This window comes from uncultured Mucilaginibacter sp. (assembly GCF_937859865.1).
GTDB lineage: Bacteria > Bacteroidota > Bacteroidia > Sphingobacteriales > Sphingobacteriaceae > Mucilaginibacter_A.
In genome coordinates this window covers 29846-55660 of sequence record NZ_CALMAT010000155.1, presented here as the reverse complement: position 1 = coordinate 55660, position 25815 = coordinate 29846, and the positions used below count along the sequence as shown (strand labels likewise).

Genomic DNA, 25815 nt, shown 5'->3' with positions numbered 1-25815 from the left:
TCCAGATTTTGTGCGATTGATCGTTCGAGTTTGCATCAACCAAAACCGGACAATTGCCGCACTCGTTTTCAAAATGATTACACGTATAACGCACATGGCAGCCGCCGGTAAAAGCGTTGCTGTCGTGGAAAGTCCATACAATGGGTTTGTTTAGTTTTGCCAGTTCGGCCAAATGCTTTGGGGTGAGAAAACTATGGTTGACCCAATGTAAATGGATAATATCGGCAGCCAAAACCGCCGGATGATGGACCACAGAATAACCAAACCACGTAAACGAAAATGGAACTTTAACCGGTTTTAGATAACGCTTGGCCAGCAACCGCTCGGCAACAATGGTAGCTGCGGCATAACCGCGTTTTAGCAACGTATTGGTGAAAGTTTTTACAGCAGGATTTTGGCTGAATTTATAGAAAACCACAATTTCTGAATTCACTTCATCAGTTGCATTTAACGCCAAATTCAAACGTAAACAAGCGCGGCCCGCACCTCCGTTTCCGTCATAAGTATTTAAATGGACAACTTTCAGCATTGGCCAAAATTACTAAAAGAGTCGGGAAGACAGAAAGTCCGGAAGCCAGGAAGGCCGGACTTAAAACTTGCATCAAACACTTATATATTTCTTTAGGCTTCTGGCCTTTCAAACTAAAAATTTACACCTATTTTTATGTGGTAAAAGAAGCATTGTAAAAAGCTGGGAAGGCGGAAGTAAACCATGCATCCAAACTTTCGGACTTCTTCAAACTTTTGGTCTTCCCTACTTCTTCCAATATTGATTTTTTCTTTACTTTGCAACAAAATGAGCAACCAACTCACCGATCGGATTTTCTGGAAAAAGTATTGGGAATCGAAGAAAGACCTCGCCGTTGCCATTAAACCTGATTATACTTTTCATCAGATCCTAAAAAAACTTGTTAAAAAAAACAAGTTAAAAACAGCGATCGAGCTGGGCGGCTTTCCGGGTTATTATGCCATTTACCTCAACAAATATTTAAAACTCGAAACCACGCTTTTTGATTATTACGTACACACCGGAATTTTGGTTGATGTACTGGCGGCCAATAATTTAAGTGAAAAAATCATTGGTGTAATCGAAGGCGATTTGTTTAAATACAAAGCGTTAAAACAGTACGATTTGGTGCTTTCCTGCGGATTGATTGAGCATTTTGAAGATACGAAAGACATCATCAAAAAGCATTTGGCTTTTTTAAAACCCGGCGGAACCTTATTTATTACGTTGCCTAATTTTTTGGGTGTGAATGGCTGGGTGCAGCGAAAATTTGACCCGGAGAATTACAGCAAACACAATACAAAAAGTATGCAATTGGATTTGCTGGCGCAAGTTTGCCGCGAATTAAATTTGCAGGACGTGGAGTTGAGCCATTACGGCAAATTTTCGGTTTGGCTGGAAAACAAGCAAACCAAATCTGCAGTAGCCAAAATCCTGACCAAAACAATCTGGCTTGCCGGCAAAATATTTACGCGGATTGTTCCTGCCGAAACCAAACTGCTTTCGCCTTATATTGTGCTTACTGCTAAGAAATCAGCTTAAGCCCATACTTCTTTTACGATAGTTTTTTTGTGATAAAACGCTTCATACGTTGCAGCAAATTTCCTTTTCGGTTGCGCAAAAAATATTTGATGGCTTTGTAAGCGTCTTCGTTTTCGCTTAATTCTAAAGGAAAAAACTGAACGGGTTGCCTTGCCACATGCACTTGGTAAATATCTTCTTTGTTGGAATGCACACCGCTGCCATCATGCCCAATATTATGGATTAAGGATTTGGAAGGGTTTAGCGTCAATCCGCCAGCTAAAAAAACAGAAGCATACCAGCGAATGGCCCAGGAATTGTTTTTGCCCGATTTAAGTTCCTTCATCTGCTTCCAAAAGTTCATTGTGCCATCAATAGAAAAAGCTTTAATTTGCGGCTTGCTAAACTGGCCGATCAACTCGTTAATATCCGGGTTAAAATTTTTCCAGGCCCGGTTCCAGGTTGCCCAGCCCCAACTGGTTGCCGCGCGGTAAAAAAAAGTTTGCGGCAGGTTTTTTTCTAAAAGCGGGTACATGTAAGCACCGATGTGCATCACTTTTTCCTGGTTTAAGTAACGCTGTAAGGCATCATTAAAATAACGCAAGGTAAAAGGCGAAGAAAGTAAATCATCTTCAAACACAATTACTTTGCCATATTCTTGTACCAACTGGCTCACGCCGGCAATAATCGCATTTGCCAAACCCTGATTTTCTGCGCTTTCCAAAATTTTTACTGTTTTAAAACCATCGGTTTGTTTAATCAACGCCCGTACTTCGTTTACTTTTGCCTGGTCGGTTTCTGTTTTTGCGCCATCAGAAAAAATAAACAAACGCGAATCTTCTGCCAATAAATTCTTTTGCAAATAACTGATCGTCCGCCGTGTATGGTCAGGGCGATTGTACACAAAAAGGGCAATTGGGGCCAGGCTCTGCATGCTGTTTTTATCGTATAAAAATTAGAAAATCTTCGGAGTTTTATCTGTTGCGCTACACAAAACGGTATAAGCATTGGCAAATTTCTCTTGTGCTTTTTTGCCCATCAGCCGGTTTAAAACTTGTTTAAGCTGATACTCGGCCGTAATTTTAAAGTTAGCAAAAAAACTTTGATGCTTCTTTTGATTGGTAAAATTATTAAAGCGTGTTACTTCGGGCGCAATCATGGAAGTTTTATCGGCCAAAACCTCAAACCCTTCCGATCGCAACAAATAACGCAGCGAACTTGGTGTGTAAACATTTAAATGGCCGTAAGCCAAAAAGTGTTTGATGCGTTTATCCACACCAAAACGATAGTCGCGCGGCACTTCGATCACCTGAAACTTGGAAACCCTTTTCAGTTCCCGCAACAACATTCGTTCAAATTCTACATGTTCTAAAACGTGGGCCAAAATCACCAAGTCAAAAGTTTGGTCTTCAAAAGGAATGTGATAACCATCAAAAACTTGTACCGATTTTACACTTTTTAAATTCCGGCTTTTGATATGTTCCACACCGCTTTCAGAAATTTCAATTGCATGTAATTCCGGCGCAAAATTCCATTGGTCCAAATAATACAAAATGCTGCCATCGCCTGCGCCAACTTCCAGCACTTTTAAAAATTGCCTGCCTTTACAAACGTCCACAATGTTTTGCGCCTTATATTTTGCGCCAAGCATGCGCCAGGCTTCGTCGTGGTTTTGGTAGAAGTTATCGTAGGCGGTGATGATATTTCCGCGTGAAATCGTTTCAGGCATTCAGGTTTTTAATTAAAATACATGCTTCTTTTACCGGCATAAAATTGGTGCCTGTAACCTTAACAGCATTTACAAATAATGTTTTTTATGTGCTAAAAGAAGCATCAAAAAAATTAGAATAAAATTCAACTTAAACCAAAACTTCCTGCTTTAAATTCTTTTCAAAATTCTGAATAAAATCGGAAAACGTTTCCGGGCTTTTTAAATTTAAAAGTTGCTCACGCTTGGCTTTTAAATCCTGGTAAGTTAAACTTTCAACCTGTTCTTTCGAATAATCCAACGAGTTTTCCGTTTTTCCCGGCCGCACCATTCCGATGCCGTGATCGCAATTAAAAACTTTGATTTCCAAATCTTTTCTTTCGGAGCGGAACTTCACAATTGCTTTCCAAACATCACCGTTCCATTGATTTGCCCACTCCGGGTGGTTTGCCTGTGCCGCTTCTTCCGAAGAATAGGCACGAATGGCAGCAGCTTCGGAAAGCGGGTTACAATCGTGGATCAAAATCACGCCGCCTTCGTTTAAATACTGCAACGCATTGTTGATGTCTGTTGCAACCTGTTCGTACAAATGCAAACCATCAATAAAAATCACATCAATACCGCCAATTTTTTTAATGTATTCTTTTTGCTGAATGAAAAAATCGTCGCTCGTCAATTCAAAAAACCGGTTGTTAAAGTTGGACGGATTTCTAAGATATGCTTTTATTTTTTTGGTTGTTTTGATTAGAAAATGTGGATCAATGGCAACTTTACAATCAGCTTTAATTTTGAAAAAACAAAAGCCGGTTTGCACGCCAACTTCAAAATAATTTACTTTTTTTCGCTTTGCAATCACATCAATACAAGCTTGTATCATGTGGTATCTTTTTAGTTCAGTCATTCAAATTTCTCCGGATTTGCTTTGCCTAATTTTCCTTCCAAACCATCATTTACGGCTGTTAAAAATTGCTGGTATTGTTTGGTTTTGGAACTGAGCAAGCTAACAGTTTTTAAGTACATTAAATATAAAAATTTATTGATGCCGAACACCAATTTATTTTTTACGGCAACGCGCGAGTAGAAATACATTCTATTTTTTACCGCATAATATGTTCTGAAATTCCATTGGTCCAGCAAACGCGAATGGAACAATTTATTTTGATAATTTAAACCATGCGACTGGTCTACATCAATAATTTTACAACTTGGAACGAGCCAAATTGCACCATTATTTTGGGTGATACGGTACGAATATTCAGAATCGTCAACATACAAATAGAATGCTTCGTTTGGCAATCCAATTTTGGCAATTATGGATTGATGCAGCAACAAACCACCGTAAGGAACATAAGGCAATTGCACGTATTTTTTAAACAGCTTTTGGCCACCAAACTTATCACGCAACTTATAATATTGATTGTTTAAAATGTTGAAAATATGGAAACCCATAAAATTATTGGGCACCAAATAATAACGGTAAGGATTTTCGCCTTGTGCAATTTTGATATGGTTAATGCGGTCTTCCCGAAGGCAAAACAAAGCTTTTTTATGATTTTCACCTTCAATTTCGTCCCAAGTATTTAACAGGTTGGTTAGCGCGTTTGCTTCCGGCACGTTATCGTCATCCAGCAACCAGATAAAATCGGCGATACTGTTTTTACCGGCATAATTTATGCCTTGCTTGTAACCACCTGCAGAACCTAAATTTTCAGCATTGTTTAAAACGATGATTTTTTGGGAATCAAATTCCTTCACATTTTCTGCAACATCATAATCTGATGCGTTGTTTACCACCACAATTTGCGCAACCTGCGTAAAAGACAACGTTTGTGCGATGACCTGTTTTAAAAAAGCCCAACGATTTCCATAAGTAACCGTAACCACACACACGTTATATTTTATCTTTGCCATCAAATTTCAAAAATATCATTTTAATAGCACAAAATTGAGCCGTTAAAACTACTTTAAAATTGCATGGGCATTATTATCCGACAAACCATTAAAGGCACTATTTTTTCGTATTTGGGTGTGTTGATTGGTTTTCTCACGGTCAATATCATCCAGCCGCATGCGTTAACCATTGAACAAGTTGGGTTGACGGGAATATTAGGTTCGTTTTCGCTGATGTTTGCCCAATTTTCGATTTTAGGTTTTAACGGAACTGCACGCTATTTTCCTTATTTCCGAAGCGAAAAAAACAAGCATCACGGTTACTTATTTTTGGCTTGTGCGGTTTCTTTTGTTGGGATTATTTTGTTTGCCGTTCTGGCTTACATTTTTAAAAATGAGATCATTAGCGAGAAATCACACAAATCGCCGCTTTTCGAAAAGTATTATTGGTATTTGATTCCGCTTACTTTTTTTACGCTGTTTTTTAACGTGTTTGACTTGTACGCGCGGATGTTGTACAACATTACGTTGGGTTTAATTTTAAAGGAATTTACCAAACGGATTTTCATCCTGGTTTCGATATTGCTCATTTATTTCAAGCTCGTCAGTTTTCCGGTTTTTATGGTTTTGTGGTTGCTGGCGAATATGATTCCAACCATTTTGATTATCATTAGATTGATCGAAAACAAGCAGCTTCACTTAAAACCTGATTTTAAATTTTTGGATAAAACTATCACCAGAAAACTAATTAACATTTGCTTTTTTGCAATTATCACCGGCTCCGCTCCGCTGATTATCCAGAACATTGATTCATACATTATCTTTAAAAAATATGGTTTAGGCGAAACCGGAATTTACACCATTGCTTTTTATTTTGCAACGGTAATTGCGTTGCCTTCGCGGTCTTTATATAGTATTTCTTATACGATTGTTGCTGAATCTTGGAAAACAAACGACCTAAAAAACATTAGTAGTGTTTACGAGAAAAGCTGTATTAATCAACTCATTAGCACTTTGTTTATCTTCATTATTATTTGGGCAAATATTGATAACATTTTTCAAGTGCTTCCACCGGCTTATGCAGGTGGAAAATACGTGATCTTTTTTGTAAGCCTTGGTTTTTTGATAGATTCTGCAACCGGAATTAATGGTGTAATACTTGGAACATCGAAATACTTTAAATACGATTCGTTGTTTAATTTGCTGTTGGTTGGCGTTACGGTTTTAGCCAATTTATGGCTAATTCCGATTTACGGAATTACCGGCGCAGCCATCGCTTCGGCCATTACATTGCTGGTTTTTAACCTTTTCAGGTTTGTTTTTATTCTGATTGTTTATCAGATGCAGCCTTTTAATTATAAGAATTTAGTTTGTATTTTATTGGGCATTTTGGTTTATTATTTATCGCTGTTTCTTGTTCCGAAAATGGATAATTTTATGTTTGATACGATTGCCCGTACTTTTTTTATCACCATAATTTATGTGCTTGCCGTTTACTATTTAAACCTTTCTGATGACATTACAATTATTATAAAAAAGTATTTATTGAAGTTTAAAGGTTAATGAAAAACAGGTGGTAAAAGAAGCATTTGGTTTTACAATCTTTACAAAATATTGCCACAAAAAAAGCCTTTAGTTTTTAACTAAAGGCTTTCGATATAATTAACTTTTAATTACTGATTTACAAATTTCTTAGCGTTGTTCCTTCTTTCGCCTTCGTTCAAAAAGATTTTACGCAAGCGGATACTTTGCGGCGTAACTTCAATGTATTCATCAGCCTGAATGTATTCCATTGATTCTTCTAAAGAAAACTTGATCGCTGGTGCAATACGCACGTTGGTATCACTTCCGGAAGCACGCATGTTGGTTAACTGCTTGCCTTTGGTTAAGTTGATTACCAAATCGTTGTCGCGGATATGTTCGCCTAAAACCTGTCCTTCATAAACTTCTACGCCCGGATCAATGTGAAAACGGCCGCGGTCTTGTAATTTATCAATCGCAAAAGCAGTCGTTTTACCGGTATCCATCGAAACCAAAACGCCATTTAAACGGCCCGGAATATGGCCTTTCCAAGGTTCGTAAGCTTTAAAACGGTGTGCCATAATGGCTTCGCCACCTGTAGCCGTTAAGACGTTATTACGCAAACCAATGATACCACGTGCCGGAATATCAAATTCCAAATGCTGTAAATCACCTTTTGGTTCCATAATTAGCAAATCGCCTTTACGTTGTGTTACCAGTTCGATTACTTTACCGGCAACGTCGCCCGGAACGTCCACAATTAAAGTTTCAATCGGCTCACATTTTTCGCCGTCAATTTCTTTGATGATTACTTGTGGCTGGCCAACCTGCAATTCGTAGCCTTCGCGGCGCATCGTTTCAATCAAAACCGACAAATGCAAAATGCCACGGCCGTAAACCAAATAAGAATCAGGGGATTCGGTTTCGAGAACTTTAAGCGCCAGGTTTTTCTCCATCTCTTTGTACAAACGGTCGCGCAAATGGCGGGAAGTTACAAACTTCCCTTCTTTGCCAAAAAACGGCGAGTTGTTGATGGTGAACAACATGTTCATGGTCGGCTCGTCAATGTGGATGACCTCTAAAGCTTCCGGTTTGTCAAAATCAGCTATGGTATCGCCAATATCAAAACCCTCAATACCTACAACGGCACAAATATCGCCAGAACTTACTTCGGTAGCTTTCAGTTTGCCCAGGCCTTCAAAAGTATATAGTTCTTTTATACGTGATTTTTGGATCGTTCCGTCGCGTTTTACCAACGATACCGGCTGGTTTTCTTTAACTGTTCCACGGGCAACACGGCCAATGGCAATACGGCCAACAAAGGAAGAATAATCCAGCGAAGTGATTTGCATTTGCAAAGTGCCTTCCTGTATTGGTGCCGGTGGAATGTTTGCCAAAATAGCATCCATCAAAGGGAAAATATCTTCTGTTGGTTTTTTCCAATCCGTGCTCATCCAGCCTTGTTTTGATGAACCGTAAATCACAGGGAAATCCAACTGGTCTTCGGTTGCGCCCAAGTTATAGAACAGCTCAAAAATCTGTTCGTAAACTTCTTCAGGGCGGCAGTTTTCTTTATCCACTTTGTTTACAACCACAATTGGTTTTAAACCTAAAGCCAAAGCTTTTTGCGTTACAAAACGGGTTTGCGGCATAGCGCCTTCAAAAGCATCCACTAAAAGCAGCACGCCGTCGGCCATTTTCAAAACACGTTCTACTTCGCCGCCAAAATCAGCGTGGCCAGGCGTATCAATAATGTTGATTTTAACATCTTTATATCTAACAGAAACGTTTTTGGCAACGATGGTGATGCCACGTTCACGTTCCAAGTCATTGTTGTCTAAAATCAGTTCGCCGGTTTCCTGGTTGTCCCGGAAAACAGCACAACTGTGCAAAATTTTGTCAACCAACGTAGTTTTGCCGTGGTCAACGTGTGCGATAATCGCAATGTTTCTAATTTTCTGCATGTAAATGCCTTAATAAATTTGCCGCAAAGATAAGGTTAATATATAAGAATTAACAACAGATAGTAATAATAAACAAGGAATTAACAGAAATTTAATTACCAGATTACGTTAACGGAATAAGGTTTAAATTGTTGGTCAACAGAAATAATGGCGATATTTTCTGTGATGCTTTGGGCGATGAGCATACGATCAAAAGGGTCTTTGTGGTGATGCGGAAGATCCAACAAAGTATAAAGATGTTCAAAAGAGATATTTAAGAAAACAAATGCTCTTTCTACAATATAAGCTTGAACCTCTTGCAGTGATTTAGTAAGCTCAATCTTTTTTGCTGAAATTTTAATGGCTAATTCCCAAAAAGAAGCGACACTAATCAAAATCGTATTTTGATCGTTATCTAATTCTTCCCGTAACTTTTGAGGTAACTTATCGCTTCCTTCCAAATACCAAATAAGCACATGCGTGTCTATTAAATACCGCATTGTTACATGTAATCTTTAAAGTCCTCTAAAGGAGCATCAAAATCATCAGCCATATAAGTAACAAGCCCTTTTAAACCGCCAAACTCTCTTTTTAACTTAGGTTTTTCTTCCAAAGGCTTATCAAAATCATCTGGCATTTTTCCGAAAATACCTTTTCCACTGCCAAAACCTGAGTTACGGATTAAAGAATTTGTAGATGAACTATTACTGTCCTTTTCTTTTTGTTGATCTTTATAAATCAAAAAATCCATAAAATCCTCCACCTCTTTCTGCAAAGAATCAGGCAACTTTTCCAGCTTTTCAATCAATCCCGTTTTCATCTTACTAATTTAACAGTTTTTATTTTAACCAAAAGCCCAAACCAAAAATTTAGGCATGGCAGCCGCCCAAGTTTCGGTGTTGTGTTTTCCGTTTACAATCTCTACATATTGAATATCGGCTGGCCGGTTATAGCCTTTGTTTTCCAGTGTTTTGATCAGGTCAATGGTATCGTCAATGGAATCAATAATAAAATTGCCGTTGCGGTCCATTGCTTCGTCTTTGGTGCCGGTCTGGAGCCAAAATTTTAAATCCGGCCGATGCTGTTTTTGCCGTATAATTTTGTGCATGATACGATCCTGCTCGCTGTCGTAACCATCATTCAAATCCTTGCTCCGCCACCAAAACGAACCGGAAAAAGCGCCCACTTTATCAAACAATTCCGGGTTGTTCCAGGCAATATCTACGGCAGATAATCCGCCTAAAGAAAAACCGGCATATGCAACTTTGTCGAAAGAAATCGTCCCGACAAATTCCTGCAACTTCGGCACTAATTCTTGGGCGATAAAAGAAGTATAGGCTGCCGCTTTGCTTCCGCGGCCTTTAAAATCAGGAATGGCTGCGGCACCATATTCCTGCTGCCGTTCTTCATTAGCGTGAATGGCAGCAACAAGTACCGGCGAAATTTGTCCGTTAGATTGCAGTTTTTCTAAAGCGGTTTTAAGTTGCAGGTTTTCCAGCTCCTGGCCATCGTTCAGCAGCAAAAGGTTGGTCTTGCCCAGTTCTTCAAACCCTTCAGGGATTAAAAGTGTAACCGTTACTTCCCGTTCTAAAAAAACGGATTTGATGGCCAAAACTTCTTCTGCAACGCTCATCTCCTGCTTCAATATAGGATAATACATGTACTGTTTTTATCGGTTAATTTTTGAAATAATGTTTTGTACGTAACAAAAGCAGTACCAGCCAGCATTTTTTTTGATTTTAATGACAAAGAAACTATCTTTCCAACGCATCAAACTAATAAACAATGATTGAAAATTACATCCGCTGGTATTCGCATAATTTGGGTTTTGAATTGGATATGTTAGTTTATGGCAACCGTGGCCGGCCTGTAATTTTGTTCCCAACTTCTAACGGAAGGTTTTATGAGAATAAAGATTTTGGGCTGATTGATGCCGTTTCCTGGTTTGTAAATGAAGGTTTGGTTAAAATTTATTGCCCTGATTCGCTTGACTGGTTGAGCTGGTATAATAAAGGAGTCTATCCGGCTGACCGCGCCAAAAACTACATTTGGTACGATAAGATGCTAAACGAAGAACTGGTGCCTTGGGTTACGCTGGAAACCGGTGTAAACAAAGCCGTAATGGCAGGCTGCAGTTTTGGCGGTTACCACGCCGCAAATTTCGCCTTTAAACATCCCGAAAAAGTAAGCCATTTGTTTTCTATGAGCGGCGCTTTTGATATCCGCACGCAAACCGATGGCTTTTACAACGACGATATTTACTTCAACAATCCGGTTGATTATTTGCCGGGAGACAACCAGCCGGACTTGTGGAACCTAAACATTATCCTTGGTACTTCCGATTGGGATATTTGTTTGGATGCCAACTATACTTTGTCAAACATTTTAAGCAAAAAAAATATTAACCATTGGTTAGACGTCAGGCCAAATGCTGTGCATGACTGGCCGGTTTGGAAACAAATGTTTCCGCATTATTTATCAACCTTATAAATTCATTTAATCCGATTCCCGATGAAAAAAATAGGCATTTTATTTGGCAAGGAAAATAGTTTTCCGCAGGCTTTTGTTGACCGCATCAACAGTAAAAACGAAAAAGATATTACGGCCGAATTTGTAAAGGTAGACAAGGTTTTTCAGGGCGAAGCATTGGATTATGCGGTAATTGTTGACCGTATTTCGCAGGACGTTCCCTTCTATCGCTCAATGTTAAAAAACGCGGCTATTTGCGGAACGGCTGTTATCAACAACCCGTTTTGGTGGAGTGCTGACGAAAAGTTTTTTAACAACGCACTGGCTTTAAAAATCGGCGTTCCGGTTCCGAAAACAGTTTTACTGCCCTCGAAAGAGCATCCTGATGATACGAGCGAAGAATCTTTCCGCAACTTATCTTATCCGCTTAACTGGCCGGCCATTTTTAAATACGTCGGCTTTCCGGCTTATATGAAACCGTTTGACGGCGGCGGTTGGAAAGAGGTTTACAAAATGCACAGCTCCGAAGATTTTTTTAATAAATACAACGGCACCAAGCAGTACGTGATGATGTTGCAGGAAGAAATTGTGTTCACTGAATATTTCCGTTGTTATTGCATCGGCGGCAAATACGTGAAGATTATGCAGTACGAACCGCGCAACCCTTTCCACGAACGTTATGTAATTGAAGGTGCTACTACAGACAAGAAATTGCTGGATACCATCAAAAAATATGTAATCTTACTGAACCAGTATTTGGGCTACGATTTCAACACGGTTGAGTTTGCCGTTCGCGATGGCATTCCTTACGCCATAGATTTTTGTAACCCGGCCCCCGATGCAGACATCAACAGTGTTGGTGCCGAAAATTTTGAATGGGTAGTAGAAACCGCTGCAACTTACGCCATAGAACGCGCCAAAAAGCAAAAACCCGGTCAGGATAATTTAACCTGGGGCGAATATGTAAAATCATCTGCCATGGGTTCGCCTTTGGTTGGTTTGCCACCAGTTAAACCAGCCGCAGCAAAAACCAAAGCAGCACCAAAGGCCAAACTTGTAGAGCAGGAAAAACCGGTAGAATAATCATCAGCCTAAAAAAATAGGCATAAAAGAAGCATTGACCGATTTCATTTTTTAAAAAGAAAGGAGCGCGATGAACAAGTTCACGTTAGGTGTTGAAGAAGAATTTATGGTGATTGACCCGGTTAGCCGGGAATTGATTTCGCATGATCAAAAAATTGTAGAGGGCGCGCAAAAAATTCACGAAGACCAGGTAAAAGCAGAAATGCACCAGGCCGTGGTTGAAGTTGGAACGCACATTTGCAACAATACTGAAGAAGCACGCAAAGAAGTTTCCAAGCTTCGCCTTACTGTTGCACAATTGGCCGGAGATTTGGGTTTAAGAATCGGTGCCGCCGGCACGCACCCGTTTTCCCACTGGCAGGACCAACTCATTACCGAGCATCCGCGCTACAACGAAATTGTAAACGAATTGCAACAGGCCGCGCGCTCCAATTTGATTTTTGGTTTACACGTGCATGTCGGTATCCAATCCCGCGAATTGGCCATCCATATTGCCAACCAAGTCCGCTATTTTTTGCCGCATGTTTATGCACTTTCTACCAATTCGCCTTTTTGGGTGGGCCGTAATACGGGTTACAAATCTTATCGCACCAAAGTTTTTGATAAATTTCCGAGAACAGGCATCCCGGATTACTTCAACAGCATTGAAGAGTATGATAATTACATCAAAATGCTGGTCAAAACCAATTGCATTGACAATGCCAAAAAGATTTGGTGGGACATCCGTGTGCACCCTTTCTTTGAAACCATCGAGTTTCGCATTTGCGATTGCCCGATGCTGGTAGATGAAACGATGGCTTTTACGGCACTTTTCCAGGCTTTGTGTGCCAAGCTGTACAAACTTCGGCAGCAAAACATGAAGTTTATTACTTATACACGTGCTTTGATCAACGAAAATAAATGGCGCGCTGCCCGTTACGGTATTGATGGCAAGTTGATTGATTTTGGCAAAGAAATAGAAGTAAACACGCGTTCCTTAATTTTAGAACTACTGGATTTTGTGGACGATGTAGTGGACGAATTAGGTTGCCGCGAAGATTTGCAATACGTGCATAAAATTTTAGAAAACGGCACCGGGGCCGACCGGCAATTGGCAATATATCAGCAGCGGAACAGTTTTGAAGACGTGGTGGATTACATCACTTCACAAACATTGGTAGGAATTTAGGCGTAAAAGAAGCATGACAGGTACAGAAAAAACATCGGTAAAAGCAGCAATCCTTGATTTGTACGACGGGTACCCCAACCAGGGTATGCGCTGCTTTCAGGATATATTGGTTAAATACCGAAACCAACATCAGCTTGATTTAACTTATCAGGTGTTTGATATCCGCGGAAAAAACGAAGTTCCCGGGATTGATTTTGATATTTACATTTTCAGCGGCGGCCCGGGAAATCCTTTGGAAAGCGAAGGTTCTGTATGGGAAAAAAGTTATTTTAATTTAATTGATCAAATTCAGCAGCACAACAATTCCGGCCATCCGCAGAAAAAGCATGCTTTGTTTGTTTGCCATTCTTTCCAGTTGATGTGCAGGCATTTTGGTTTAGGCTTGGTCAACCAAAGGCATTCGCCGTCTTTTGGTATTTTGCCGGTCCATCAAACCGAAGCCGGCGCGCACGATCCTGTTTTTGCCGGTTTGCCCGATCCTTTTTATGCGGTTGATTCCCGCTCTTGGCAAGTTATCCAACCAAACCAACAACGGTTTGAAGAATTGGGCGCAACACTTTTGGCGATTGAAAAAGAACGGCCAAACGTAGAATACGAGCGTTGCCTGATGTCCATCCGTTTCAGCGAATATTTCTTCGGAACACAATTTCACCCGGAAGCCGATCCGGAAGGCATGCGTTTGCGTTTGCTGGAACCAGACAAAAAAGAAGAAGTGATTGCTGAACACGGCGAGCGTAAATACAACGAAATGCTGGAACGGTCAGACGATCCGGATATGTTGCTGTTGACGCAAAACACATTGATTCCGAACTTTTTAGATCAGGCCATTTTAACTTTTCAGGAATAAAAAATAAATCTCATGGTCCCTTCCCTGCGGAAAGCTTTTAACGGGCAGTTTTCGAAAGAAAAGTATCAGCAATTTTTAAACTGTTTGCAGCAGGATTTAAAAGAGGAAATTGCTTTCCGCGTGGCAGAAACGCCCGTATTTTTTCCGCAAGATTTTAAAGAAAAGTTGATAAAGGCCGGAGATGACATCTTAAAAACATTGCTTGCACCAAATTTTAAAGAACTGACAGACCGCGCCATTCCCACAAAATGGAAAGTGGCTAACGAAACCAAACACCCACATTTTATTGCTTTAGATTTTGCCGTTTGTAAAGATGAACAAGGTGAAATCGTTCCGAAACTGATTGAACTGCAAGGTTTTCCTTCGTTGTTCGGCTTCCAAAGTTTTTTGGCCGATTGCTATCAAAATTCGTTCGACTTCCCGAAAGATTTAAGCATTTACTTTTCAGGATTAAACAAGGAATCTTATATTGAATTGCTAAAAAGAACAATTATCGGCCCAAACAAACCCGAAGAAGTGGTTTTGATGGATGTTGATGCTCATCACCAAAAAACGTTTGTTGATTTTTTTATCACCCAAAAACTCATCGGCATTCCCATCGTTGCTTTGGAAGATTTAAAGCAGGAAGGCAAAAAGTTATATTATATTTCCGGCGGTCAAAAAACCTACATCAAAAGAATTTACAACCGCTTGATTTTTGATGAGATTGATACCGATCCAAAGATTTTTGACAAAGTAGTTGATATCCGCCAAGATTTGGATGTGGAATGGATTACGCACCCGGAATGGTTTTACCGCATCAGCAAATTTACGATGCCTTTTTTACAAGGTAAATTTATCCCGCAAACCTGGTTTTTAAACGAACTGCCTTCTATCCCAACCGATCTCGAAAATTATGTTTTAAAACCCTTATTTTCTTTTGCCGGCCAGGGCGTAATTATTGATGTAAAAGAAGCAGACATCAAGGCAATTACTGATCCGGAGAACTGGATCCTTCAGCAAAAAGTAAAATATGAACCCATTGTACAGGCACCAGACGGCGGCGTAAAATGCGAGGTCAGAATTTTGTATCTTTGGCCCGAAGAAGACGTAAAACCAACGCTGGCCATCAACCTGACGCGTTTAAGCCGCGGAAAAATGATCGGCGTGCGTTATAACCAGGATTTTGATTGGGTTGGCGGCACCGTTTCGTTTTTTGGGTAGAAACTTGTGCTGCACTAAGTACACCAATTTTACGTTGATAAAAGAAGTATTGTTTTTCCGGTAGATATGAACTTTCAACTTGTTGTAGTAATCCTTATTTTTTTGGCTGCTGTATTTTATGTTGCCCGTTTAATTTACAACAGCGTAACAACCAAAAAAAGCTGTGGCAGCAATTGCAAATGCGGCGTTGATTTTTCGAACATTCCTGTTGAAAAATTCGGCTGTTAAATCTTTATCGCTGTTTTTTCTCTAAACTTCACGCTGGGTTTGTTTAAATTTTTACCAAAAAATGCCGATGCTTCTTTTATGCCCATAAATTCTGTATCGGATATTGCCAGTACAAAAACCACCAAAAAGACAATGAATTTTAGGTGGTAAAAGAAGCATCAGTAATATCCAAACAAAGTTTAAAACAGGCTTTTACAATTTTTAGCTGTACCTAATTGTATTGATGTCGTCCGATAAGCAAATTTTTCAAACAGATTCTCCCGGAAGATGGAACCGGTTAAAATGGTTGAGCCGTGCCATCATCTTATTTTTAGTGATCGGCGCGGTTGCGGCTGTGGTTGCCATTTCTTCTCAACAATATCCTTCGCTGCCCAACTTAATTGATATCCCTAAAAAATTAAGTCAGAAAGAATTAGAGCGCGTTAAAAAATCAAAGAAATTTAAAGAAATCAAGTTGGATGTTGGCCAAATCCGCGAACTGGCTCGCAACCGGCATTTGCACCAGCTTAAGCATCCCAACAACAAAAACCGGCTGAACGTTGGTTTTTTCTGGCCCTGGGATCCGCAGTCTTTCACTTCCCTAACCGATCATATCAACAAATTGGATATGGTCATCAGCGAATCTTTTACCATCGTTGCCGGCACAGATTCTTTAAAAGGAAAGCTGGAACCGGAACTGGCCAAGCTGGTTCAAAAAAACAAAAAGCCGGTGATTGGCATCGTTGAAAACCTGGTCAACGGTAATTGGGACGCCAAAACGATTGGCAATATTGTAAAGAGCAAAAAGCGGCGTGCTTCGTTTATCGGCAATATTATCAGCAATTTAAATAAGTACAACTTACAAGGTGTTGATATTCATTTTGAAGATATCGCTGACCGAAACAGTAAAAATTTCGTCCTTTTCGAGAAAGAGCTTTACCAAACCTTGCACGCCAAACATTTTTTGGTGATGCAGCAGGTTGTGCCTTCGGACGATAATTATAACCTCAAACTGCTGCAACAGTACAACGACTTTTTGATTGTGATGGCTTTTAACGATGGCCTGACCAACAGCGATGTAGCTGATCAACACGAAGTCGAAAATATTTTAGACCAGGTTTGTACCGAAGTCCCAAGCGGTAAAGTAATTTTAACGGTTGCCGCTTTAGGTTATGATTGGCCGGAAAACAGTGCCGGTATGCCGCTTACTTATCAAGAGGCCATCAGTTTGGCGCAAGAACATCACAGCAAAATCAATTTTAATAAACAATCGGCCAATCTAAATTTTGATTATACCGATCAAAACCAGATCAGGCACAGCGTTTATTTTACCGATGCCGCAACAGATTTTAACATCATCCGGATGGCAGATGATTGGGCAACCGGCGGTGTGGCTTTATGGCGTTTAGGTTCCGAAGATCCTCGTATCTGGTCGTATTTTGCTAAAAACCTTTCCACAGATTCTTTGCGCAAAACAGGCATTGATACATCCAGATTAACCCGCGTTGGCTTAAACAACCGGATTGATTATACCGGCGACGGTGAAGTTTTAGATTTGGTTTCTACGCCTACCATCGGCCAGTTAACTTTAAATTTTGATCCGAAAACGTTTACCATTCTGGATCAAAACTACATCAAACTGCCTACCAAATATGTGATACGCCGTTATGGTTATGCGCCAAAAAAAATCGTGCTCACTTTTGATGACGGCCCCGACCCTGTTTACACGCCGCAAATCCTGGATATTTTAAAACGCGAAAATGTTCCGGCTTCTTTTTTTGTGGTTGGCAGCATGGCCGAGCAAAGTATCCCGCTGTTGCGCCAGGAGTTTGATGCCGGTTACGAAATCGGCAACCATACGTATCTTCACCCCGATATTTCTGCCGTTAGCCTAAAACGGGTTACTTTAGAATTGAATGCCACACGCCGCCTGATCGAAGCTGTAACCGGCCGAAGCACGATTTTATTCCGTCCGCCTTTTAATGCCGATGCCGAACCGCAAACTATTGCCGAAGTGATCCCGGTTGAACAAAGCCGTAAAGAGAATTACATTAATATCGGCGAATCCATTGACCCAAACGATTGGCAGCCCGGCGTTACTGCCGATACCATTGTTGCCCGCACCATTGCTTTGCACGAAAAAGGCTCTATCATTTTGCTGCACGATGCCGGCGGCGATACCCGGCAGGAAACCGTGAAAGCATTGCCGCGCATCATCCATTATTTCAAATCGCAAGGTTACCAGTTCACCACCATTGCCGATTTGATTGGGAAATCTAAAAACGACCTAATGCCCGTTATCCATGATGATGCAACCAGTTCTTTTGTCGGTCAAATGTACAGGTTCTTCATCCTCAGTTATTTTTACGGTAAGTGGCTGCTGTTTTACGTATTTCTGATCGCCATATTTCTGGCTTTAGGCCGCATTGTTTTGGTTGGCGTTTTGGCTTTGCGCCAATTTAGCATTCATAAAAAAACCGATAAAAAGATTGTAGCTAAAGATTTGCCGCCGGTCAGCATTATTGTTCCGGGTTATAACGAAGAAGTAACCGTGCTGCAAACCATCAACAGTTTACTGAAAACTGATTATCCTGTTTTCGAGATTATTTTTGTAAACGATGGCTCAAAAGACCGCACGCTCGAAATGGTTACCAACGCTTACAGCAACCATCCGCAGGTGAAGATTTTTACCAAACCAAATGGCGGCAAGGCAACAGCCTTAAATTATGGCATTAAAAGAAGCACTTATGATTTTGTGGTTTGTATTGATGCCGATACGCAATTGCAAACAGATGCGGTTTATCATTTGATGACTTATTTTACCGATGCAGAAATTGGGGCCGTTGCCGGAACGGTAAAAGTTGGAAACGAAGTGAACCTGATTACCCGCTGGCAATCCATCGAATACATCACCGCCCAAAATATGGACCGCCGGGCTTTTGATTTGCTCAACAGCATTACGGTTGTGCCTGGCGCAATTGGTGCATTTCGGAAAGAAGCGATTGAAGAAGTGGGCGGTTTTACATCCGATACGTTGGCCGAAGATTGCGATTTAACGATGCGGATTTTAAAACAAGGCTACATCATCCGAAATTGTGGTGAAGCGATTGCGTATACCGAAGCGCCGGAAACGATAGAAATGCTGGTAAAACAACGTTTCCGCTGGAGTTTTGGCGTGATGCAAAGTTTCTGGAAACACCGTAAAGCATTGCTCAATCCGAAATACCGTTATTTTGGTTTAGTGGGAATGCCAAATATTTTGATCTTCCAAATCATTTTGCCGCTTTTTTCGCCGCTGGCAGATTTAATGATGATTGCCAGTTTGTTTGCCGGCGACCCTGGCAAAATGCTGGTTTATTACCTCGTTTTTGTGTTGGTTGATTTATTTGTCGGTGTGTTGGCTTTCAAGATGGAGAAAGAAGATTACCGGAAACTCATCTACATCATTCCGCAACGTTTTATGTGGCGGCAACTGATGTATTACGTTCTTTTCAAATCCGTTCGGAAAGCCTTAAAAGGAGAACTGCACGGTTGGGGGAACCTCAAACGCACCGGAACGGTAACCGTGCAGGAAGTGAAAGTGTGATGCTTCTTTTACCGGCATAAATTTAGTGTAGATGTCGCTTTTGCTTTTCCAACAATACTTCTTTTACCCTATAAAAATTAGGATACCTTTGTTGCCATTGTGGTCCAAGCTATAGCATCTCCCCAAACCTCCAAAAAAATATTGCGTGCCACGGTGGGCGCTATGTTTTTTTTGGCCGGTCTAACTTTTGCCAGTTGGGCGTCGCGCATTGCCGGTATCCAGCAAAAATTAGGTTTGTCAGACACGCAATTGGGCGGCATTTTATTTACGCTGCCGGTTGGTTTGATGCTTTCGCTGCCATTTTCCGGCTGGATTATTACCCGCATCGGCAGCCGGAAACTGCTGCTTTTTGCTTTGCCTTTGTATGCAGCCGCGTTGGCCGGTTTAGGGTTTTCACAAACTACTTTCCAGTTGATTGCCGTGCTTTTTTGCTTTGGGTTTACCAGCAATGCCATGAATATTTCGGTAAACACACAAGCGGTTGCTACCGAAAAGCTGTACGCGAAACCCATTATGGCTTCCTTCCACGGTTTGTGGAGTTTGGCCGGATTTGCAGGCGCAGCAATCGGCACGCTGATGATCGGACAGGGAATTGACCCTTCCATCCATTTCAGCATTATTTTTTCAGTCGTGCTGGTCGGTGTTTTTTTAGGCGCGCGTTACCTGCAAAACGATGCCGAGACCGTACAAAGTGGGCCGGTTTCTGTAATGCCCGATGCTTCGCTGATGAAATTAGGTGCCGTTGCTTTTTGCTCGATGCTTTGCGAAGGCGCGATGTTTGACTGGAGCGTGGTGTATTTTAAAAAAGTGATCCACGCCGAAAATGCCTGGATGGCAGCCGGTTATACCGCTTTTATGAGCACCATGGCAGGCGGGCGTTTTGTGGCCGATTGGTTTGCCGGACGTTTTGGGTTAAAACGAACTTTGCAGTTAAGTGGCACTTTAACCGCATCAGGATTGATGGTTGCCGTCCTGTTTCCGCAGTTGATCCCGGCCATTGGCGGGTTTTTATTGGTAGGCGCAGGTGTTTCTTCAGTTGTGCCGTTGGTTTATAGTGCGGCTGGGAAATCAGGTACCATGTCGCCCGGTGTGGCTTTGGCCGCAGTTTCTACCATCGGTTTCGTTGGGTTTTTGGTTGGCCCGCCAATGATCGGTTTTATTGCCGGAGCCTTTAGTTTGCGTGCTTCTTTTACGCTGATTGCGGCAATGGGCGTTTGCGTAGCGGTTGTATCTACCAAAGCGAAAATTTAAACCAGGAAAACTTTAACAATTTTTAGGTGGTAAAAGAAGCATTGGTTTTCAGATAAGTTAAACCCGCTTCACTTGCTTTTTTTACTGCCCATATTTTCCAAAACCACTAAAGGTTCGTGCATGTCCCAATTCGGTTTAAAATTTTTTTGGTTGATCAACTGGCCGCCCATCGAAAAATTCCCCAAAACCACATCCGGGAAACCATCGTGGTTATAATCCGAAACATCCATCGTCAACCATCGGCCGTAATGCTCAACCGGCACTTTATGCGGAACAAACTGTAAAGGCTGGGTTTGCTCCAAATATTCAAAACCTTCGGTCGGGTCGTTTTTAAAATCAGCAAAAAAAGAAATCACGGCAATGTCCAACTTTCCGTTGTGTTTAAAATCCGCCGCAACAGCTTTGGTACAGCCATCAATGTGATAAAAAAACTGTTTTTTAAAGTTGAAGTTGCCGGTGTTTAAAAAAATATAAACGCCGTGATAAGGTTTTAAAACGGTAGAATAATCGCTGTTGTCTCCGGCGGTGTATAAAATATCCGGTTTTCCATCATGGTTAAAATCTACCAACTGAAAACTGCTCGAACCATAGATTGGCGGAAAATGAAGGACGTTTTTTGCAGTAAAACCGCCTTTGCGATCGTTCAAAAACAACCAGATACCTTCGTCCGCCTGGGCAAAAAGACAAATTAAATCCGGCCACCCATCATTGTTAAAATCGCCGGTTGCCATTTGCGTACTTCCGGGAATTAGGCGGATGGGCAGCGTTTTAAAATGCTTTCCTGGCAATTGTTTAAGCCAGTATAAGCCGCCCTGATCGTGCCCAAAACCACAAACGGCATAATCCATTAAACCATCTTTGTTAAAATCGGCAGCGATGGTTTGGACAGGGCGCGGCAAACTATCTGCAAAAACAACAGGTTTTGCAGCGGTTTTTTGTTGATCGAGGTTGAGTTGTAAAACCTGTCCGTTTAAAACATCGCGCGGCGGCAATGTGCCGATGCTGGTAATAATGGCCTGGTTTTTTCCCTCATTGGTTTTGTCATACAAAACGTTGGTTGCTGGGGCAGGCAGTTGGGCCACCAGTTCCGGCTTTAAGTTTTCGTTCCAACGGTACAAATTGTTGTAAGCATCGGCAGAATAAATTTTTTGATCGTTGGGGTTAAAACTTACCAAAGTGGTTAACGATACTTTTTTTACATCACTATTTTTAGGTTGCTTTAAACTGAAACCTGCCCAATCATTAAAAATTTGGGCCACAGGTTTTGGAAAAGTTAATTTAGTCGGGGCTTGGCTTTTGTAATAAGTTACAATCTTTTGCCAATCGGAAGTAGAAATAGCCGATTTGCTGACCGCATACGTTTGGCCCATGTATTGTTCCAAACCTAATTTTAAAGCCATTGCAGGCAAAATCCCAGTTTCCCAAATGGCTTTGTTCATTAAAGCAGGTTCGGGAAACTGGTGGCAATTGGAACAATATTTTTTTGCCAATATACCGCCATCGGCAATATCGTTTGCCAACCGTTCTTGCGGAGAAAGTGGTTTTTGCCGACAACTGTAAAAGCAGGTTAGCCCAATAAACAGCATTAATACCGAGCAAAAAAATACTTTATTGCTTTTTAAATTTCGCATACTCTAATTTTTACCGGGTAAAAGAAGCATCAGCCCTGAATGTGTTTTTATAAGTTATTGGGTTTGGAAGATTTATTTTCCAACAAAATAAAAGGTAAATTTTTGTTCCAAGTAGTAGGAATATCTTGTATTTTAAAACCACTTGCATAGTTGCCCAAAATCAAATCCAACTTTCCGTTATGGTTAATGGTATCCATCGTTTTCCACCTTCCATAAGTATTAATTGGAAGAGCATGAGGGATGAAATGCAACGGCTTGTCTTGTTCAAAATAAATAAAACCTTCGGCCGGGTTATTTTTTAAATCAGCAAAAAAAGCAATGGTGGCGATATCCAATTTTCCGTCCTGGTTAAAATCGGCGGCAATGGCTTTGGTGCAGCCGTTTATTGGATAAAAGTAACTCTGCTTAAACTTAAAGTTGCCTTGGTTTAAAAATATGTAAACGCCATGATATGGTTTCAATATCCTGGAATTGCCAAAATTGTTGCCGCAAGTGTAAACGATATCCAACTGGCCATCTTTGTTAAAATCAACAACTTGGAAACTGCTCGAACCATAAACCGCCGGAAAACGCAACAAGTTTTTCGAACTAAAACCGCCTTTTTTGTTGTTCAACATTAGCCAAATGCCTTCATCACTTTTGCCAAATAATGCCATCAAATCCGGCCAGCCATCATTGTTAAAATCTCCAATTGTGGCTTGGATTGCGCCCGGTGCAACCTTTAACTTGGATCGTTTATATTGATGGTTTGATGTTTGTGTAAGCAAATACAAGCCACCAGAATTTTGGCCGCCATCACAACTTACCACAAAATCTGTCAGGCCATCTTTGTTAAAATCTGCATATACCGTATTTACCGGCCGTGCCAAACCTGATGCAACCAATGCTTCTTTTAGCGTATCTTTTTTTTCACCTAAATTAAAGGTTGTTACTTTTCCCAAAAAAACATCTGCATCTTCCAACGCACCGATACTTGTAAATATACCTTGTGTTGCATGGTTGTTATTAATGAAATCGGCAGCAACGGCAGTTGTTTGCAAATTGGCAATTGCTTTTGATTTTAAGTTTTTGTCCCAGGCCATCAGCTTCCTAACTTGCAAATCGCTTGTATAAATTGTATTGCTAAAAGGATCAACGGCAACCAGGGTTGTAAATGCTGTTGCTGTACTTTCGGCCGGTTTTTTTAAGGAGAAAATTGACCAGCCTTTTTGTAAAGCTTCCGGAGGTTTTGCTGCGGAAAATTCTGTTGGCGCCAGTTTCTCGTAATAAGTTACAATTTTAGACCATTCATTTAAAGAGATAACATTGCTCGAATCTTTGAGGTAATATTGGTTGCCTACATAATTGTAAATCCCAAGTTTGGATGACATATCCGGCAAAATATGGTTGATCCAAACATCTTTGGTCAATGTATTTATCGGAACCAAACTATGGCAACCGGTACAATGTAATTGAACCAAATTTTTACCATCTACAACATCATCGCCAGTCAATTGATAAGAACTTGAGCGTGCCGTATTATTGTTGCATCCGTTTAAAATTGTACTTAAAGCTGTAATTGTTATGATTGTACTGAGATAAAATATATAAACAAAAACCCTTTTAACTTTCATTGTTAAATTAAATACTTGTAAATTTATTTTTGTGCCGCTGCTTCTTTTACCTTGCATTTTTCATGATCCAACTAAGCAATTTATATTTTGCTTAATTGATATTGATTGTACGGGTTTTGCCATTGTTGTTTGTGATTTTCACGTTCAGCATAGTTTTATCTGTAATTAAAAACCTGCCCGATTGCGATAGAAAAGAAGAACCGTAATAAAACTCCTGCTTCTCAACTTTACCGTTTTTATAAGTAATGATACCGCTTACATCCAATGGTTCCAATTTAATATTGCCTGTGCCGCGGTTCAATTCAAACAATTTCAAATCATCTTTATTTTGGCTGGCAGCCAATAAATATTTCCCGTTGCTGCTTTGTAGTTTTACCATTGCTTTTCCGTTGCCGGGAATGTAGATGCCGCTTTGCAATATGGATAAAGGTTTGAAGTTTCCTTTGCCATCGCCTTTCAACATTAAGCCATTCAAAGCATCATACCTTCCGGTCGAAACTTCGGTCCCGTAATCATTGCCGTTGATCACCACATCCAAGTTTCCATCGCCATCAAAATCATCAACCACCATTCCATTTAAAGCGGATACTTGTGCTTCTTTTGGCAATGGAATTATGGTGAACTTCCCGTTGCCGTCATTCCTCAAATAAACAGATTGCAGCATGTTGGCCTTTAACCTTAATGCGCCCTGCCTTTGTTCAGGCGATAAAATATCGTCCATCGTAGCCGTTGCAAAAGATTTATAGTTGGTAAACTTCTTTTTCAGGCTGATCATCTGTTTCAAAAGATCGTCCCTGATTTGTGCCGGAAATTCCTTTTTCTCACCGTTCTGGTCGGGCAAAAACAAGGAAGGAATGGCGGCATAACTGCCGTTTTTATCGAAATCTTTTGCCGTGATGTAAACCGGATATTGGTCGCTTGCCTGGTACAAAGTATTCAAACCAACATTGCCCACGATGTAATCCATCCGGCCGGTATGCCTGAAATCTCCAGCAACAATCGTGTTCCACCAACCCAATTTATCATTTAAGTTAGTGGAAGCTGTTTCATTTTTAAAAACGCCTTTTTCATTTTTGAGGAACGTTACCGGCATCCATTCTCCCGCCATCACCAAATCCGGCCAACCGTCGTTATTATAGTCTGTAAACAAAGCATCGCAAACCAAACCGATGTTTTGCAAAGCTGGCGCAACTTTTTTGGTTACATCAGTAAATTTTACCTGACCGTTTTTGCTGTCGTTCCTGAAGATAAAACTCGAGACCGGTTTTGGGTAGTTCCAGGGGTCAACACGGCCGGAAACAAACAAATCTAATTTGCCGTCTTTGTTGTAATCCATTGCGCGGACACAAAGCTTGCTGGTGAAGTTTTGAGGCAAAGCATTTTGTGCCAAAGTAAAATTTCCCTTTCCGTCGTTTAGATACAATTTGTCCTGGTAATTGAGGTTATTGGGCGCATTTTGATAACCGCCGCTTGCCATATACAAGTCCAGTTTCCCGTCTCCGTTGGCATCAAAAAGCAGCAAACCTTCGTCCTTGGAATAATCGCCGATACTGTTTTTACCGGGTAAAAATTGTCGCTGTACAAATTTTCCGGTGCTTTGCTGCAGAAACAGTTGGGCTTGGTGTTGCCCATTTCCGCCAATAATAATATCGTCCAAACCGTTGCCGTCCACATCGCCAACGGCCAAACCTGGCGTGTATTCTGAAAGTTTGTGCGGCAATAGTTTCTGGACGTTGAAATCTATAAAATCGTTTTCCTGATGTTTGTAACGGATGCCTGCCGAATGGGTAATTTCTTTAAACAAAGAATTAGTGCTAAAAACAGCATGGTTCCAGGAATAATCCTCCCTGGCGTTTGCCTGGTTTACTTTAAGCACCTGGTCGGCTTTTACATTTCGCAAGGTTTGCTTTTTGCCGTTCGGCCACCTGATCACCACAGAATCTAACATCGTGGTTTTGCCCAAACCAAAATGTGCCATGTTTTGAATGGTTGACAGATATCCGCGGTACGGATTATTTTCATAAACCTGCTGCTGGCCGTGGTTGTAATAAATATTTGCAAATGCACCTAAGCCATTAATGTTTTGGTTGCCGCCTTTAAATTGTATTTGCAGGAAATGTGCATTAGTTTTTTTATCGTCCCGGGATGTGTTTTTATAGATCAGCGC

At 40.8% G+C, this 25815-nt stretch carries 19 protein-coding genes and 2 pseudogenes (1 of these 21 running past the window's edge); 9 read left to right on the top strand and 12 right to left on the bottom strand.

The window, feature by feature from the left end:
• Nucleotides 1-529 (bottom strand): annotated as a pseudogene (locus Q0192_RS16865) (glycosyl transferase family 1); the annotation flags it as partial.
• 267 nt (nucleotides 530-796) lie between these two features.
• On the opposite strand from Q0192_RS16865, the gene Q0192_RS16860 reads away from it, so the two are divergent.
• On the top strand, nucleotides 797-1549 hold the full coding sequence (locus Q0192_RS16860) for a class I SAM-dependent methyltransferase (protein WP_299291306.1): 753 nt from the start codon (nucleotides 797-799) through the stop codon (nucleotides 1547-1549).
• 13 nt (nucleotides 1550-1562) lie between these two features.
• On the opposite strand, the gene Q0192_RS16855 is transcribed toward Q0192_RS16860, so the two are convergent.
• The 4 genes from Q0192_RS16855 to Q0192_RS16840 form a co-directional block, all read right to left on the bottom strand.
• A complete protein-coding gene (locus tag Q0192_RS16855) occupies nucleotides 1563-2462 on the bottom strand; it encodes a glycosyltransferase (RefSeq protein WP_299291304.1) in 900 nt (299 codons plus the stop codon).
• 21 nt (nucleotides 2463-2483) lie between these two features.
• Entirely contained in the window at nucleotides 2484-3257 is a 774-nt protein-coding gene (locus Q0192_RS16850) for a class I SAM-dependent methyltransferase (protein WP_299291302.1), read from the bottom strand.
• 130 nt (nucleotides 3258-3387) lie between these two features.
• Nucleotides 3388-4137 (bottom strand): class I SAM-dependent methyltransferase, encoded by a 750-nt coding sequence (locus tag Q0192_RS16845; RefSeq protein WP_299291301.1) that lies wholly within the window; start codon nucleotides 4135-4137, stop codon nucleotides 3388-3390.
• Nucleotides 4134-5147 carry a glycosyltransferase gene (locus Q0192_RS16840; RefSeq protein WP_299291299.1) on the bottom strand — a complete coding sequence of 338 codons (1014 nt, stop codon included), beginning with the start codon at nucleotides 5145-5147 and terminating at the stop codon, nucleotides 4134-4136. Before Q0192_RS16840 ends, Q0192_RS16845 begins: the two co-directional genes overlap by 4 nt.
• A 63-nt stretch (nucleotides 5148-5210) precedes the next feature.
• On the opposite strand from Q0192_RS16840, the gene Q0192_RS16835 reads away from it, so the two are divergent.
• Nucleotides 5211-6689 (top strand): polysaccharide biosynthesis C-terminal domain-containing protein, encoded by a 1479-nt coding sequence (locus Q0192_RS16835; RefSeq protein ID WP_299291297.1) that lies wholly within the window; start codon nucleotides 5211-5213, stop codon nucleotides 6687-6689.
• 110 nt (nucleotides 6690-6799) lie between these two features.
• On the opposite strand, the gene typA is transcribed toward Q0192_RS16835, so the two are convergent.
• From typA to Q0192_RS16815, 4 genes are all read right to left on the bottom strand, one after another.
• Complete coding sequence (typA, locus tag Q0192_RS16830; protein WP_299291295.1) at nucleotides 6800-8611, bottom strand: translational GTPase TypA; 1812 nt, start codon at nucleotides 8609-8611, stop codon at nucleotides 6800-6802.
• 95 nt (nucleotides 8612-8706) lie between these two features.
• Nucleotides 8707-9090: a type II toxin-antitoxin system VapC family toxin gene (locus tag Q0192_RS16825; protein WP_299291293.1), complete on the bottom strand. Its 384-nt coding sequence runs from the start codon at nucleotides 9088-9090 to the stop codon at nucleotides 8707-8709.
• Nucleotides 9091-9092: 2 nt separating this feature from the next.
• Nucleotides 9093-9410: a DUF2281 domain-containing protein gene (locus Q0192_RS16820; protein ID WP_299291291.1), complete on the bottom strand. Its 318-nt coding sequence runs from the start codon at nucleotides 9408-9410 to the stop codon at nucleotides 9093-9095.
• Between the two features lie 24 nt (nucleotides 9411-9434).
• Nucleotides 9435-10250: an alpha/beta hydrolase-fold protein gene (locus tag Q0192_RS16815; RefSeq protein WP_299291289.1), complete on the bottom strand. Its 816-nt coding sequence runs from the start codon at nucleotides 10248-10250 to the stop codon at nucleotides 9435-9437.
• A gap of 125 nt (nucleotides 10251-10375) precedes the next feature.
• Between Q0192_RS16815 and Q0192_RS16810 the strand changes: the two genes are divergently transcribed.
• From Q0192_RS16810 to Q0192_RS16780, 7 genes are all read left to right on the top strand, one after another.
• Complete coding sequence (locus Q0192_RS16810) at nucleotides 10376-11080, top strand: alpha/beta fold hydrolase (protein WP_299291287.1); 705 nt, start codon at nucleotides 10376-10378, stop codon at nucleotides 11078-11080.
• 21 nt (nucleotides 11081-11101) lie between these two features.
• Nucleotides 11102-12142 carry a hypothetical protein gene (locus tag Q0192_RS16805; RefSeq protein WP_299291285.1) on the top strand — a complete coding sequence of 347 codons (1041 nt, stop codon included), beginning with the start codon at nucleotides 11102-11104 and terminating at the stop codon, nucleotides 12140-12142.
• 70 nt (nucleotides 12143-12212) lie between these two features.
• The gene (locus Q0192_RS16800; protein ID WP_299291283.1) at nucleotides 12213-13310 is read left to right on the top strand and encodes a carboxylate-amine ligase; all 1098 of its coding nucleotides are present in this window, start codon (nucleotides 12213-12215) and stop codon (nucleotides 13308-13310) included.
• Between the two features lie 13 nt (nucleotides 13311-13323).
• Nucleotides 13324-14157, top strand: a complete 834-nt coding sequence (locus Q0192_RS16795; protein ID WP_299291281.1) for a GMP synthase — start codon at nucleotides 13324-13326, stop codon at nucleotides 14155-14157.
• Nucleotides 14158-14169: 12 nt separating this feature from the next.
• The gene (locus Q0192_RS16790; RefSeq protein ID WP_299291279.1) at nucleotides 14170-15360 is read left to right on the top strand and encodes a hypothetical protein; all 1191 of its coding nucleotides are present in this window, start codon (nucleotides 14170-14172) and stop codon (nucleotides 15358-15360) included.
• 451 nt (nucleotides 15361-15811) lie between these two features.
• Nucleotides 15812-19153, top strand: a complete 3342-nt coding sequence (locus tag Q0192_RS16785) for a glycosyltransferase (protein ID WP_299291278.1) — start codon at nucleotides 15812-15814, stop codon at nucleotides 19151-19153.
• Nucleotides 19154-19252: 99 nt separating this feature from the next.
• Entirely contained in the window at nucleotides 19253-20404 is a 1152-nt protein-coding gene (locus Q0192_RS16780; RefSeq protein ID WP_299291276.1) for an MFS transporter, read from the top strand.
• 68 nt (nucleotides 20405-20472) lie between these two features.
• Here Q0192_RS16780 and Q0192_RS16775 read toward each other — a convergent pair whose 3' ends face one another.
• The 3 genes and pseudogenes from Q0192_RS16775 to Q0192_RS16765 all read right to left on the bottom strand — a co-directional run.
• Nucleotides 20473-22035 carry a VCBS repeat-containing protein gene (locus tag Q0192_RS16775; RefSeq protein WP_299291274.1) on the bottom strand — a complete coding sequence of 521 codons (1563 nt, stop codon included), beginning with the start codon at nucleotides 22033-22035 and terminating at the stop codon, nucleotides 20473-20475.
• A gap of 47 nt (nucleotides 22036-22082) precedes the next feature.
• Entirely contained in the window at nucleotides 22083-23648 is a 1566-nt protein-coding gene (locus Q0192_RS16770) for a VCBS repeat-containing protein (protein ID WP_299291272.1), read from the bottom strand.
• A 91-nt stretch (nucleotides 23649-23739) separates the two neighbouring features.
• Nucleotides 23740-25815, bottom strand: a pseudogene (locus tag Q0192_RS16765) (VCBS repeat-containing protein) (it continues 1509 nt past the right edge of the window).